The 14,090-nt window shown below is 71.7% G+C and carries 13 protein-coding genes; 9 read left to right on the top strand and 4 right to left on the bottom strand.

The window, feature by feature from the left end; all coding sequences use genetic code 11:
* Positions 1-54 precede the first annotated feature (54 nt).
* Positions 55-588: a hypothetical protein gene (locus tag IEZ20_RS29230; RefSeq protein WP_189304192.1), complete on the top strand. Its 534-nt coding sequence runs from the start codon at positions 55-57 to the stop codon at positions 586-588.
* Here IEZ20_RS29230 and IEZ20_RS29225 read toward each other — a convergent pair.
* From IEZ20_RS29225 to IEZ20_RS29215, 3 genes are all read right to left on the bottom strand, one after another.
* The gene (locus IEZ20_RS29225; RefSeq protein WP_189304190.1) at positions 578-1,714 is read right to left on the bottom strand and encodes a serine hydrolase domain-containing protein; all 1,137 of its coding nucleotides are present in this window, start codon (positions 1,712-1,714) and stop codon (positions 578-580) included. The genes IEZ20_RS29230 and IEZ20_RS29225 overlap by 11 nt on opposite strands.
* Positions 1,715-2,098: 384 nt before the next feature.
* A complete protein-coding gene (locus IEZ20_RS29220) occupies positions 2,099-2,809 on the bottom strand; it encodes a glycerophosphodiester phosphodiesterase (RefSeq protein WP_189304188.1) in 711 nt (236 codons plus the stop codon).
* Positions 2,810-2,828: 19 nt separating this feature from the next.
* Positions 2,829-3,896 (bottom strand): adenosine deaminase, encoded by a 1,068-nt coding sequence (locus IEZ20_RS29215; RefSeq protein WP_189304186.1) that lies wholly within the window; start codon positions 3,894-3,896, stop codon positions 2,829-2,831.
* 128 nt (positions 3,897-4,024) lie between these two features.
* On the opposite strand from IEZ20_RS29215, the gene IEZ20_RS39920 reads away from it, so the two are divergent.
* Together IEZ20_RS39920 and IEZ20_RS29205 are read left to right on the top strand one after the other, a co-directional pair.
* Positions 4,025-4,831: a DUF4190 domain-containing protein gene (locus IEZ20_RS39920; RefSeq protein WP_229896302.1), complete on the top strand. Its 807-nt coding sequence runs from the start codon at positions 4,025-4,027 to the stop codon at positions 4,829-4,831.
* A 29-nt stretch (positions 4,832-4,860) separates the two neighbouring features.
* Entirely contained in the window at positions 4,861-5,808 is a 948-nt protein-coding gene (locus IEZ20_RS29205) for a hypothetical protein (RefSeq protein WP_189304184.1), read from the top strand.
* A 185-nt stretch (positions 5,809-5,993) separates the two neighbouring features.
* Here the strand turns inward: IEZ20_RS29205 and ybiA are convergent, their stop codons facing one another.
* Positions 5,994-6,557, bottom strand: coding sequence for a riboflavin biosynthesis intermediates N-glycosidase (gene ybiA / locus IEZ20_RS29200; protein WP_189304182.1), 564 nt, complete (start codon positions 6,555-6,557; stop codon positions 5,994-5,996).
* Between the two features lie 208 nt (positions 6,558-6,765).
* Between ybiA and IEZ20_RS29195 the strand changes: the two genes are divergently transcribed.
* The 6 genes from IEZ20_RS29195 to IEZ20_RS29170 are packed head-to-tail and all read left to right on the top strand — an operon-like array spanning position 6,766 to position 13,953.
* Positions 6,766-8,301, top strand: coding sequence for a gamma-aminobutyraldehyde dehydrogenase (locus tag IEZ20_RS29195; RefSeq protein ID WP_189304180.1), 1,536 nt, complete (start codon positions 6,766-6,768; stop codon positions 8,299-8,301).
* A 53-nt stretch (positions 8,302-8,354) separates the two neighbouring features.
* Entirely contained in the window at positions 8,355-9,602 is a 1,248-nt protein-coding gene (locus IEZ20_RS29190) for a polyamine ABC transporter substrate-binding protein (protein WP_189304178.1), read from the top strand.
* A complete protein-coding gene (locus IEZ20_RS29185) occupies positions 9,599-10,759 on the top strand; it encodes an ABC transporter ATP-binding protein (RefSeq protein ID WP_189304176.1) in 1,161 nt (386 codons plus the stop codon). The genes IEZ20_RS29190 and IEZ20_RS29185 overlap by 4 nt, the downstream gene beginning before the upstream one ends.
* Positions 10,759-11,688: an ABC transporter permease gene (locus IEZ20_RS29180; RefSeq protein ID WP_189304174.1), complete on the top strand. Its 930-nt coding sequence runs from the start codon at positions 10,759-10,761 to the stop codon at positions 11,686-11,688. The genes IEZ20_RS29185 and IEZ20_RS29180 overlap by 1 nt, the downstream gene beginning before the upstream one ends.
* The gene (locus tag IEZ20_RS29175; protein WP_189304172.1) at positions 11,689-12,489 is read left to right on the top strand and encodes an ABC transporter permease; all 801 of its coding nucleotides are present in this window, start codon (positions 11,689-11,691) and stop codon (positions 12,487-12,489) included.
* Between the two features lie 33 nt (positions 12,490-12,522).
* Positions 12,523-13,953 carry an NAD(P)/FAD-dependent oxidoreductase gene (locus IEZ20_RS29170; RefSeq protein ID WP_189304170.1) on the top strand — a complete coding sequence of 477 codons (1,431 nt, stop codon included), beginning with the start codon at positions 12,523-12,525 and terminating at the stop codon, positions 13,951-13,953.
* Positions 13,954-14,090: the final 137 nt, after the last annotated feature.

The following is a 14,090-nucleotide window of genomic DNA, read 5'->3' as shown; positions in this document are numbered from 1 at the left end:
CGGTGCCGGGAAAGGAGTTTTGAACATGTTCAATTCCCGGCGTACGCTCCTGTCATGAGCGACAGAGCCGCCCTGCTCAAGGGCATCCGTGTCTGGCTGGCCCTCTTCGTCGTGTGCCTCGTCCTGAGCGGGGCCACCGCCTTTCCGCTGGTGCACGAACTGCACTGGACCGAGAGCGCGTTGCGCGCGCTGTCCGTGCCGGACCACCTGCCCGGGCTGATGTCGTGGATCTCCCGGGTGCGGGACGGGCTGGACGCCGTCGACGCCGAGTACCCCTTCGTCCTGTACGGCACCGACTGGCTGGCCTTCGCCCACCTCGTCATCGCGGTCGCGTTCTACGGCCCGTACCGCGACCCCGTCCGCAACATCTGGGTGGTCGAGTTCGGCATGATCGCCTGCGCCGGGATCATCCCGCTCGCCCTGATCTGCGGGCCCGTCCGCGGCATCCCGTTCTGGTGGAGCGTCATCGACATGTCGTTCGGGGTCGTCGGGGTCGTCCCGCTGTACGTCGTACGGAAGAAGACCAAGCGGCTGGAGGCGCTCGGCATGCCGTCGGCGCCCCCGGCCGCCGCCACCGTCAGCGGTTGAACGCCGGGAACGCGAAGCGCTGGGCGACGGACAGGCCGTCGCCCTTCGCGTCCGTGGAGTCGACCGAGTAGACCAGCGTGCGGGACAGGTCCCGGGTCGCGGCGATCACCGCGGTGTAGCCCGGCCGCGAGCCGGTCTTGCCCCAGATCACCTTGCCGTTCACCTCGAACCGCTCCAGCGCCGCGCCGTACCGCGCCCCGGGCACGTCCGGCAGCGTGAACATCTCCTCCAGCTGCGGCTCGGGCACCACCCGGCCGCGGAACAGCCCCACCAGCAGCCGCTCCAGGTCGGCGGTCGTGGAGATCAGGTCGCCCGCCGCGAACCGGTCGGTCATGTTCCAGTCGGTCACGTCGACCAGCCGCCCGTCGATCCAGTCGTAGCCCCGGTTGTGGGGGCCGTGGATCCGGGGGTCCCCGCCGACGGGGAAGGAGCTGTGCCGCATGCCGAGCGGCCGGAAGATCCGCACCTCGGCCTGGTGCGCGTACGAGTCGCCGGTCACCTTCTCGATGAGCATGCCCAGCACGGTGTAGTGGATGTTGCCGTAGGTCTGCCGCGTGCCCGGCGCGTACGCCGGGCCCTGCGCCACGGAGTCCGCCACGACCTGCCGGGGCGTCAGCGTCTCGAAGCGGTGCGCGTACCCCTCCTCCACCGTGTCGCCGAGGGACGAGCCCGGGCGCAGGCCGCTGGTGTAGTTCAGCAGCTGCCGTACGGTGATCGGGGCGAAGTCCTGGCTGAGCAGGCCCGGCAGATAGTGCTGCACGGTGCCGTCCAGGTCGATCCGGCCCTCCGCGGCCAGCTGCAGCACGATCGACGCGGTCACCACCTTCGTCACCGAACCCGCCCGGAACCGCCCGTTCTCCAGTGCCGGCGCCCCGCTGCGCATGTCCCGCACCCCGGCCGTCCCGCGCCAGCTCCCGTCACCGCCGACCCGCAGCAGCGCGGCGGTGACGTCGTGGTCGGGCAGGCCGGCGATCGCGGCGGAGAGGGCCTCGGTGTCCGGGCCGGTGGTCGTGCGGGCCGACGCCGCGGGCGCGGGCGCGGCGAACGCGGGCGCCGCCAGCGGACCGGCGGCCAGCGCGGTGACGACGGCGGTGGCCAGGAGGAGGGAACGACGGGTGCGGCGCATGCGAGGGCTCCTTGAGGACGTCTCGGCGTTCGGAAGGCGGTTCGTGATCATCTTCCGGCGCCGGTACGGGACACGGATCCTCACCGAGGAGGGCGGAGGACCCTTAACCGGCCCGGACCAACCGGCCCCAGAGATAGGGGAGTTCTCGGGGGCGGCCCCTACGGGTGGGGGCGGCGGCGCGACAACCCGTTATCGCCGCGGCACCCGCTCCGTCCCCTCCCACGCCCCCTCCCTCACGTACCGAGCCACCCCACACCCACCAGCACACACGCCCGCGCCAACAGGCACCGCCTCGCTCGCCGGGGCCTGTTCACCCTCGGCGGCGGACGCCTCCGTCCCGCAGGACGCCACCCGCGCCACCCCGGCCGACCCGGCGGCGGTGGCTCAGCGCTCCCGGGTGTGGTCCCGCGGGGCCGCGGTGCGCAGGGCGTGCAGGACGTCGATCCGGTTCGTGGTGATCGAGTCGACGCCCAGGTCCAGCAGACGGCTCATGGAGCGGCGGGTGTCCGGGGTCCACACCGACAGCAGACAGCCGTCGTGGTGGACGCGGGCCGCCAGCTCCCGGCTCACCAGGGAGAAGCGGTAGTTGAGCCAGCGCGGCCGGATGGCGGCCAGCACCGCGGGCCGGGGCGGGGCCAGGCTCGTCCAGGTCAGGGCGATCTCGGCGGCCGGGTCGGCGGCGCGGACGGCGAGCATCGCCTCGGCGTGCGCGGAGTAGTAGACGCGGTCCCGGGCCCCGCTCTGCCGGACCACGTCCAGGGTCCGCTCGACCGTACGGCGCCCGACCGGCCCGCACAGATCCAGCATCACCCTGCTGTCCCCGGTCGCGGCCAGCGCCTCCGCGAGCGTCGGCACCCCGCCCGCCGTCAGCCCGCGCAGCTCCTCGGCGGAGAGCGCGGACAGTGGCCGGCCGACCTCCCACAGCCGTTGCAGCGTCTCGTCGTGCAGCAGCACGGGGACGCCGTCCCGGGTGAGCCGTACGTCGGCCTCGACGGCGTCCGCGCCCTGGTCGAGCGCGGAACGCAGTGAGTCGAGGGTGTTCTCGCGGAAGCGGTAGGGGTCGCCGCGGTGGGCCACGGCGGTCACGGTCTGCATGGGCCCATTGTGGTGGGCGTCAGGAGCCGAGCCAGGCCGAGGTGTAGGAATCGATCTCGGCGGCGAGCCGCGCCTTGCCCTCCGCGTCCAGGAAGGAGGCCTCCACGGCGTTCTTCGCCAGGCCGGCCAGGCCCCGCTCGTCCAGGTCCAGGAGCCGGGCGGCCACCGCGTACTCGTTGTTCAGGTCGGTGCCGAACATGGGCGGGTCGTCGGAGTTGATCGTGACGAGCACCCCGGCCCGGGTGAACTCCCTGAGCGGGTGCTCCTCCAGGGTGCGGACCGCGCGGGTGGCGATGTTGGAGGTCGGACACACCTCCAGCGGGATGCGGTGCTCGGCGAGGTGCGCCAGCAGCTTCGGGTCCTGCGCGGAGCTGGTGCCGTGCCCGATCCGCTCCGCGCCCAGCTCGGTCAGCGCGTCCCACACCGTCTGCGGGCCGGTGGTCTCCCCGGCGTGCGGGACGGAGCGCAGTCCGGCGGCGATGGCCCGGTCGAAGTAGGGCTTGAACTGCGGCCGGGGCACGCCGATCTCCGGCCCGCCGAGCCCGAACGACACCAGACCCTCCGGGCGGATCCGGTCGTCGGTGGCCAGCCTGGCCGTCTCCTCGGCGGACTCCAGGCCCGCCTCGCCGGGAATGTCGAAGCACCAGCGCAGTACGGTCCCGAACTCCGCCTCGGCCGCCTTCCGGGCGTCCTCGATCGCGTCCATGAAGCCCCGCTCGTCGATCCCGCGCCGGGTGGAGGAGAAGGGGGTGATCGTCAGCTCGGCGTACCGCACCTGCTGGCGGGCCATGTCGCGGGCCACCTCGAAGGTGAGCAGCCGGACGTCCTCCGGGGTGCGGATGAGGTCCACGACCGACAGGTACACCTCGATGAAGTGCGCGAAGTCGGTGAACGTGAAGTAGTCGGCCAGGGCCTCGGGGTCGGTGGGAACCTTGGAGTCGGGGTGGCGGGCGGCCAGTTCCGAGACGATGCGGGGGGAGGCGGAGCCGACGTGGTGGACGTGCAGTTCGGCCTTGGGCAGCCCGGCGACGAAGGCGCGCAGATCGCGGTCGGCGGTGCCGGTGGCGGGTACGGAGCTGTCGGTCAAGGGGTCCTCCCCGGGGTGATCGGCTGATCGGCGGCGCGGCGTCCGCGCGGCATCATCGTAGGCCCCGGGTCACGGCCCCCGGCCCGGCCCGTAGCATGGCGGGACGTCCAGCGAGGGGGGCCTTCACCATGTCCGACGACGTGCCGCAGTCCACGCCGCGGGAGCAGACCGCCGCGCACCCGTCCGCGGCTCCCCAGGTGTCCCTGTCCAAGCGCCCGGCTGCGGCGCAGGGTTCTGTTCCGGTTCCGGCGCAGGGCTCCGTCCCGGCACCCGCCTCGGTCCACGACCAGCAGACGCTGACCTCCCTGCCGTCGGCCCCGCCCGCGCCCGCCGACGCCGGCCCCGCGCCCTGGGCCAGCCCGGCCCACGGACACGCGTCCGCGGCTCCCGCCCCCGCCCCCGTCTCCCAGCAGAACCCCTTCGCGCCCCCGGCCCCCGCGCCTGCGGCGAACCCCTTCGCACCCCCGGCCCCCGCACCTCCGGTGAACCCCTTCGCGCCTCCCTCCGCCCCGCACGGCGGACCGGAACCGGTGCCCCCGCCGCCCATCGCGCCCGGCGGCCCCGGCCAGGTGCCCTACGGCTACCCGGGTCCCACGCCGGCCTACGGCTACCCGGGCCCGCAGCAGGCCCCCTACGGCGCCCCCTACCCCGTCGGCGGCGGCTACGCCTGGCCCGGGATGCAGCCGCCGCCGAGCAACGGCATGGGCACCGCCTCCCTGGTGCTCGGCATCATCTCGGCGGTCGGGTTCGTCATGTGGCCCATCGCCCTGGTGCTGGCCGTCCTGGCCCTGGTCTTCGGCGGGATCGGCCGGGGCAGGGCACGCCGCGGCGAGGCGACGAACCCGGGCGTGGCCCTGGCCGGCATCATCTGCGGCGTCGCGGGGATCGTCCTGGTCCTGGGCCTGTTCGCCCTGATCATCGCGACCCGCGGTTGAGCACCCCCGGAGTGAGGTCCGTGCCCCGCATGCGGCGCACGGACCTCACCGGGGACGACGGCACGTGGACGGGCCTGTCCCTGGAGGTGCGGTCCCGGCGACGACCCGGGCTGTGCGTGTTCACCGCGGAACGGCGGCTGCTCCTGGCCCAGGAGTCGCGTCCCGTGCTCCTCGCGACCGTGGAGCGGGACGACGGCGGGGTGGACTTCCGGCGCACCGACGCCTATCGCCCACCCGTCCCGCCGCTGCGGGCGCGGACCGCGCGCGAGCTGGCCGGCGAACCGGCCCGCTGGGCGCACCGCCTCGCGTCGCACCTGCTCGACGCACCGGGCGGCCCGCTCCATGACGGCCGCTGGCTGATCTCGCCCGACAGTCCGCTCCCGCGCGGGAACCACGGCGGTCGGCCGCAGGCCGAGTACTGGCGGGAGATGCTGGTCGAGGGTCACCCCGACGGGTACATCGACTGGTTCGTCCACTCCGGCTCCTGGGAGATCCTCCCGCTGCGCGCGATGCCCGACGCGCGCGACGCCCGGGTCAAGGCGTACCGCAAGCAGGCCCGGGACGGAACGCTCCCGCCCGTGCTGCTGTGGTGGGTCAGCGGCCTGGACTGCCATCTGGTGCTGGACGGTCACGCACGGCTGGCCGCGGCGATCGCCGAGTCGACGGCACCGCCCCTGCTGCATCTGCACCGCACCGCGCCGGGCGACGAGGCGGCCGCGGGCACCGCACGGGCGGTCCAGGCCTACGAGGCCGAGCTGGCCCGCTACGCCGAGCTGCGCGCCGCGCACGGAACCGCCGTCCCCGACGGCGCCGCCCTCGCCGGGCCGGTCCTCGCCCGCCGGCTCCGCGAGCTGCGCACGGCGAAACGGCCCACCTGGGCCTGGCCGCTTCCCGGCGGCGAGGAGGAGTGGCAGCGCGTCGCAGAGGAAGTGACCGGCCCCCACGGCCGACCAGCGGACAGCCGCCCCTCGGCGTAACGGCCGAGGCCCCCGGCACACCGCCCTGGCGAGCGGCACACCGCCCCTCGGTTGACAGCCCAGGCCCCCGTACCTGACGGGCCCAGGCCCCCCGTACCTGACCGGCCCAGGCCCCCCGTACCTGACCGGCCCAGGCCCTCACCCCTGACGAGCCCAGGCCCCCTGCGGAGCCCGCCCCCGCAGGGCTACGCCCCCGCGCCCGCCAGCCGCTCCCGGGCCTCCATCAGGGCGAAGCCCAGCAGGTTCAGCCCCCTCCAGCGCTCCGGGTCGGAGGCCGCCTCGTCGTTCGCGGCGAGGCCGATGCCCCATATCCGGTCCAGCGGGCTCGCCTCCACCAGCACCCGGTCCCCGGTGTTCAGCAGGAACAGGCCGAGGTCGTCATGGGCGGCGAACTTGTGCACACTGCCCTCGACCACCAGCCGGTAGCGCTCCCGCTCCCACACCGTCTCGTCGAAGTCCCGGACCAGCCGGCCCGCCTTCTTCGCCGCCGCCGGATGCTCCGCGGCCAGCACCTGGCGCTCCGCCTCCGCGTCCCCGAACAGGCGGGCCTTGCCCGCCATCATCCAGTGCTCGGCCGTCGCGTACTCCACCCCGTCCACCGTGAACGGGGCCGGCCACCACTGGCTCAGGCAGCTCGCGCCGACCCGGCCGTCCGGCCGCGGCCGGTGCCCCCAGAAGTGCAGATACCTGATCCGGGACCCCGCCCGGACCTCCCTGATCAGGGCGTCCACCCCGTCGATCTTCCCCATGCACGCGAGTGTGGCACGCACCACTGACACTCCGTCCGCCCTTTTCGGCCCCGACTCGACACCTGGTCGACAGATTCCGTCGCGTAACCAAAAGGCAACAACGGAATCACTTGTTGGAGTCCTATGGCTCTGTCAGGATCGGCACTCAAATCGAGCTGGAGCTACGCCACCCGCCCCCTGGGACGGGCGCACGGCGGAGGAGAGCGACATGCACAACCCGGGCACCGCCACCCCGGACCGATTCCCCGCACAGGACCGCTTCGCGGACGGCGCGCAGTTCATCGCGGGCCGTCCCGCCCAGGGCACCTCGGGCCGTCACCACGCCGTGGTCGACCCCGCGACCGGTGCGGAGGTGTACACGTACGAGCTGGCCGGCACCGACGACGTCGACGCGGCCGTCGCCGCCGCGCGCGCCGCCTTCCCGGCCTGGGCGGCCGCCACGCCGGGCGAGCGCTCGGACGCCCTGCACCGGTTCGCCGCCGTGCTCGCCGACCGCGCCGAGGACCTCGCCCGCGCGGAGTCCCTCCAGTGCGGCAAGCCGCTCAAGCTCGCCCGCGAGTTCGACGTGCCGGGCACGATCGACAACACCGCCTTCTTCGCGGGCGCGGCCCGGCATCTGCAGGGGCAGTCCGCCGGTGAGTACTCCGGTGACCACACGTCGTACGTCCGGCGGGAACCCATCGGCGTCGTCGGGTCCATCGCGCCCTGGAACTATCCCCTCCAGATGGCCGCCTGGAAGATCCTCCCGGCGATCGCCGCGGGCAACACGATCGTGCTGAAGCCCGCCGAGCTGACCCCGCTGACCTCGCTGCTGTTCGCCCAGGCCGCCACGGACGCGGGCATCCCGGACGGTGTGATCAACATCGTCACCGGGACCGGGAGGGAGGCGGGCGAGCGCCTGGTCGGGCACCCGGACGTCGCCATGACCTCGTTCACCGGGTCCACCGCCGTCGGCAAGCGCGTCGCCGAGATCGCCACCGCCACCGTCAAGCGGCTGCACCTGGAGCTGGGCGGCAAGGCGCCCTTCGTCGTCTTCGACGACGCCGACCTGGAGGCCGCCGTGCACGGCGCGGTCGCGGGCGCCCTCATCAACACCGGGCAGGACTGCACGGCCGCCACGCGCGCGTACGTGCAGCGCCCCCTGTACGAGGCGTTCGTGGAGCGGACCGCCGCGCTGATGGAGACCGTCCGGCTGGGCGACCCCTTCGCGCCCGGCACCGACCTCGGCCCGCTGATCTCGCACGCCCAGCGCGACCGGGTCGCCGCATTCGTGGACCGCGCGCGGGGCTACGCGCGCGTGGTGACCGGCGGCGAGGCCCCCCAGGGCGAGCTGAAGGACGGCGCCTTCTACCGGCCCACCCTGGTCGCCGACGCGGCCCAGGACAGCGAGATCGTCCAGTCGGAGATCTTCGGCCCGGTGCTGGTGGCGCTTCCGTTCGACAGCGATGATGAGGGAATCGGGCTGGCCAACGACACCCCGTACGGACTCGCCGCCTCCGCGTGGAGCAGCAACGTCTACCGCGCGAACCGCGCCACCCGCGAGATCAAGGCGGGCTGCGTCTGGGTCAACGACCACATCCCGATCATCAGCGAGATGCCGCACGGCGGCTACAAGGCCTCCGGCTTCGGCAAGGACATGTCGGCGTACTCCTTCGAGGAATACACGCAGGTCAAGCACGTAATGTTCGACAACACGGCGGTGGCCAGGAAGGACTGGCACCGCACGATCTTCGGGGACCGCTAGAGACCGACCAGGCCGTCGACCAGGCCGATCCCTCCCGAAAGGGCACCACGCGCATGGAGCAGTACGAGCCCGAACGCCTCACCCCGCCCCAAGTGGCCGCCGTGCGGCGCAGCCTCCTGCGGGGCAGGGCCGCCCTGACCCGCCGGTCGCTGCTGCGGGCCTCCGCCGGCGGCGCGCTCGCGGCCGGCGGCCTCGGCGCGCTGAGCGGCTGCGGGATCCCCGCGGCGGGCAAGACCCAGGGCGGCACCTCCGCCCAGGACCACTCGGCGCGGGAGAAGGTCGTGAACTTCTCCAACTGGACCGAGTACATCGACGTCGACGACAGCGGCAAGCACCACCCCACCCTGGAGACGTTCCGCAGGCGGACCGGGATCACGGTCAACTACACCGAGGACATCAACGACAACAACGAGTTCTTCGGCAAGATCAAGCCGCAGCTCGCCGCGGGCCAGGACACCGGCCGGGACATCATCGTCCTGACCGACTGGCTGGCCGCCCGGCTGATCCGCCTGGGCTGGGTGCAGAAACTGGACCCGTCCCACCTCCCGCACGCGTACACGAACCTCTCGCCCCAGTTCCGCAACCCCGACTGGGACCCGGGGCGGGCGTACTCGTACCCCTGGCAGGGCATCTCGACGGTGATCGCCTACAACAAGAAGGCCCTCGACGGCATCGAGGTGAAGTCGGTCTCCGACCTGCTCGACAACCCCCGGCTGAAGGGGCGCGTCGGTTTCCTGTCGGAGATGCGGGACTCCGTCGGCATGACCCTGCTCGACATGGGCAAGGACCCGGCGCGTTTCACCGACGACGACTTCGACGCCGCGATCGCCCGCCTCCAGAAGGCCGTCGACAAGGGCCAGATCCGCCGCTTCACCGGCAACGACTACACCTCCGACCTGACCAAGGGGGACTTCGCGGCCTGCATCGCCTGGGCCGGTGACGTGGTCCAGCTCAAGGCGGACAGCCCGGACGTCGACTTCGTCATCCCGGACAGCGGCTATGTGACGTCGACCGACAACATGTGCGTCCCGAACAGGGCCCGGCACAAGACGAACGCCGAGCGGCTCATCGACTTCTTCTACGAACCCGAGCAGGCCGCCGCGCTCGCCGCCTACATCAACTACGTGACGCCGGTCGACGGTGTGAAGCCGTACCTTGCGAAGATCGACAAGGACGCCGCGGACAACCCGCTGATCGTCCCCGACAAGGCCATGCAGGCGAAGTCCCATGCCTTCCGCTCCCTGAGCCAGAAGGAAGAGACGGCCTACGAAGAGAAGTTCGCGAAGCTCACAGGGGCGTGACGACGATGAAGACGACACCAGACAACAGCGGCGACGTCCGCCTCTCCGGCATCTCCAAGACCTACGGCTCCTTCACCGCCGTGCACCCCCTGGACCTGACCGTGCCCGAGGGCTCCTTCTTCGCCCTGCTCGGCGCCTCCGGCTGCGGCAAGACCACCACCCTGCGCATGATCGCCGGCCTGGAGGAGCCCACGACCGGCACGGTCCGGCTCGGCGACCAGGACGTCACGAACCTGCCGCCGTACAAACGGCCGGTCAACACGGTCTTCCAGTCCTACGCCCTCTTCCCCCACCTGGACATCTTCGAGAACGTCGCCTTCGGCCTGCGCCGGCGCGGCATCAAGAGCGTCAAGAAGCAGGTCGAGGACATGCTGGAACTGGTCCAGCTGGGCGAGCAGGCGCGCAAGAGGCCGCACCAGCTCTCCGGCGGCCAGCAGCAGCGGGTCGCCGTGGCCCGCGCGCTGATCAACCACCCCAGGGTGCTCCTGCTCGACGAGCCGCTCGGCGCTCTCGACCTCAAGCTGCGCCGCCAGATGCAGCTGGAGCTGAAGCGCATCCAGACCGAGGTCGGCATCACCTTCGTCCACGTCACGCACGACCAGGAGGAGGCCATGACCATGGCCGACACGGTCGCCGTGATGAACGGCGGCCGGGTCGAGCAGCTCGGCTCGCCCGCGGACCTGTACGAGAACCCGCAGAGCACGTTCGTCGCCAACTTCCTCGGCACCTCCAACCTCATCGAGGCCGAGGTCGACACCAAGAACGGCGACGACATCGTGCTCAAGGCGGCCGGCGGCAAGCTGGTGCTGCCCCAGGCGCGATGTTCCGCCCCGACGACGGCCGGCGGCAGGGTGCTGGTCGGCATCCGCCCGGAGAAGATCTCGCTCACGCACGCCGACGACGCGGGCCGGATCCCGGAAGGCCGCAACCGCCTCACCGGCAAGATCGCCGACGCCAGTTTCATCGGCGTCTCCACGCAGTACGTCATCGACAGCCCCGTCTGCGACGGACTGGCGGTGTACGTGCAGAACGTCGAGCGCGACGGCCGGCTCGTCCCCGGCGCCGACGTCGTCCTGCACTGGAGTCCGGCGCACACCTTCGGCCTGGACGCGGCGCAGCGCATCGACGCGGGCACCGAGGAAGAGGTCGCCGCCTGATGTCCACGCTCACCGAGGCGCCCCCGCCCCTCGCACCCGCGGCACCCGAGAAGAAGCCCCCGCGCAGGCGTGGCCGGTTCACCCCGTACTGGCTGCTGCTGCCCGGCATCCTCTGGCTGATCGTCTTCTTCGCGCTGCCGATGGTCTACCAGGCCTCCACCTCCGTGCAGCAGGGCTCCCTGGAGGAGGGCTACAAGGTCACCTGGCACTTCGCCACCTACTGGGACGCGCTGGCCGAGTACTGGCCGCAGTTCCTGCGGTCCGTCTTCTACGCCGCCGCCGCGACCGTGCTGTGCCTGCTGCTCGGCTACCCGCTGGCCTACCTGATCGCCTTCCGCGCGGGCCGCTGGAAGAACCTGATCATGATCCTGGTGATCGCGCCGTTCTTCACCAGCTTCCTGATCCGCACCCTGGCCTGGAAGACGATCCTCGCGGACAACGGCGTGGTCGTGCACACCCTGAACTCGCTGCACGTCCTGGACCTCACCGACTGGCTCGGCTGGACGGCCGGCGACCGCGTCCTCGCCACCCCGCTCGCGGTGGTGTGCGGTCTGACGTACAACTTCCTGCCGTTCATGATCCTGCCCCTGTACACCTCGCTGGAGCGGATCGACGGCCGGCTGCACGAGGCCGCCGGCGACCTGTACGCCAGGCCGTGGACCACCTTCCGCAAGGTCACCTTCCCGCTGTCCATGCCGGGCGTGGTCTCCGGGACGCTGCTGACCTTCATCCCGGCGGCCGGTGACTACGTCAACGCCGAACTCCTCGGCTCCACCGACACCCGCATGATCGGCAATGTCATCCAGACGCAGTTCCTGCGCATTCTGGACTATCCGACGGCCGCGGCCCTCTCCTTCATCCTCATGGCCGCGATCCTGGCCATGGTCACGTTCTACATCCGCCGGTCCGGGACGGAGGATCTGGTCTAAATGCCCTTCGTCAACTGGCTCAAGCGCCGTCTCGTCGTCATCGCCGGACTGCTCACACTCGCCTATCTCCTGCTGCCCAACATCGTCGTCACGGTGTTCTCCTTCAACCAACCGAAGGGGCGCTTCAACTACGAATGGCAGCAGTTCTCCACCGCCGCCTGGAAGGACCCGTGCGGTGTCGCCGACATGTGCGGCTCGCTGTCCATCAGCCTCCAGATCGCCGTGTGGGCCACGGTCGGCGCGACGATCCTCGGCACGATGATCTCCTTCGCGCTGGTCCGCTACCGCTTCCGCGCCCGCGGCGCCGTGAACTCGCTGATCTTCCTGCCGATGGCGATGCCGGAGGTCGTCATGGCCGCCTCGCTGCTCACCCTGTTCCTCAACATGGGCGCGCAGCTCGGCTTCTGGACGATCCTGATCGCCCACATCATGTTCTGCCTGAGTTTCGTCGTCACCGCGGTCAAGGCGCGCGTGATGTCGATGGACCCGCGACTGGAGGAGGCCGCCCGGGACCTGTACGCCGGTCCCGTGCAGACCTTCCTGCGGGTCACCCTGCCCATCGCGGCACCCGGAATCGCCGCGGGCGCGCTGCTGTCGTTCGCGCTCTCCTTCGACGATTTCATCATCACCAATTTCAACGCCGGTTCGACCGTCACGTTCCCCATGTTCGTGTGGGGTTCGGCGCAGCGCGGAACGCCCGTGCAGATCAACGTCATCGGTACGGCGATGTTCCTCGTCGCCGTCTTCTTCGTGCTGACGTCGATGGTCGTCGGAAATCGCCGGAACAAGCACAAGGCATAGGCCTTCACGCAGCCTCTGTAGGGAGTTGAAATCATGGCCCCAAGCGCCATGAGCCGTGGCACAGACACCTGGATCGCCTCTCTCTCCGAAGCCCAGCCGGTCCCGTACTGGCTGGAAGACCCCGGCAAGCCGCCCGCCGAGCCCGCGCTGACCGCCGCCGAGACCTGCGACCTGCTCGTCGTCGGCGGCGGCTACAGCGGGCTGTGGACCGCGCTCAACGCCAAGGAGCGCGACCCGCAGCGCGATGTGGTCCTGCTGGAGGGCCGCGAGGTGGGCTGGGCCGCCTCCGGCCGCAACGGCGGCTTCTGTGCCGCCTCCCTGACGCACGGCCTGCCCAACGGCCTGTCCCGCTGGCCGGGCGAGATCCACAAGCTGGAGGAGCTCGGCCGGCGCAACCTCGACGAGATCGAGGCGGCGGTCGCCCGGCACGGCATCGACTGCGACTTCGAGCGCACCGGCGAGATCGACGTCGCGACCGAGACCTACCAGGCCTGGGAGCTGCGCGACTGGCACCGCCGACTGGAGGAGAAGGGCCTCGCGGACGGCGTCGAGTTCCTGGACGCCGACGCCGTGCGCGAACAGGTGAACTCGCCCACCTTCGAGGCGGGCCTGTGGGACCGCCGGGGCGTGGCCATGCTGCACCCCGCCAAGCTGGCCTGGGGCCTGAAGAAGGCCTGCCTGGCGCTCGGGGTGCGGGTGTACGAGCACACTCCCGCCCTCACCCTGAAGAGTTACGGCGCCGGGATGGCCGTACGCACCCCGTACGGCACCGTCCGCGCGCGCAGGGTCGCGCTCGGCACGAACATCTTCCCGAGCCTGCTGCGCCGCGTGCGGTCGTACACCGTCCCGGTCTACGACTACGCGCTGATGACCGAGCCGCTGACCGCCGACCAGCTGGCGGAGATCGGCTGGAAGAACCGGCAGGGCCTCGGCGACTCGGCCAACCAGTTCCACTACTTCCGGCTGTCCGCCGACAACCGCGTCCTGTGGGGCGGATACGACGCGATCTACCCCTACGGCGGCCGGGTCCGCGCCGAGTACGACGACCGGCCCGAGACCTACGCCAAGCTCGCGGGTCACTTCTTCACGTGCTTCCCGCAGCTGGAGGGCGTCCGCTTCACCCACGCCTGGGGCGGCGCGATCGACACCTGCTCCCGCTTCTCGGCGTTCTTCGGCACCGCCCACCAGGGCCGGGTGGCCTACGCGGCGGGCTACACCGGCCTCGGTGTCGGCGCGACCCGGTTCGGCGCGGACGTGATGCTGGACCTGCTGGACGGGGAACGCACCGAGCGGACCGAGCTGGAGATGGTCCGCAAGAAGCCGCTGCCGTTCCCGCCGGAGCCGTTCGCCTGGACCGGCATCGCCCTCACCAAGTGGTCCCTGGCCCGCGCGGATGCCCACGGCGGCCGCCGCAACCTGTGGCTGCGGGCGATGGACAGACTGGGGCTGGGCTTCGACAGCTGACGCGGCCGGCCCGGCCGCGGGTGTCCCCGCCCGCCGTGGTGAGCCGGTTCACCCCGACGAGTCGGGCGAACCCGCGTAATGCCCCCGGAGGACCTCCCTCTCCCTTGTGACGCGACCGCGTCCACGAGAGAAAGGGA

It is taken from the genome of Streptomyces cinerochromogenes, assembly GCF_014648635.1.
GTDB classification, from domain to species: domain Bacteria; phylum Actinomycetota; class Actinomycetes; order Streptomycetales; family Streptomycetaceae; genus Streptomyces; species Streptomyces cinerochromogenes.
This window is presented reverse-complemented; position numbering and strand designations above follow the sequence as displayed.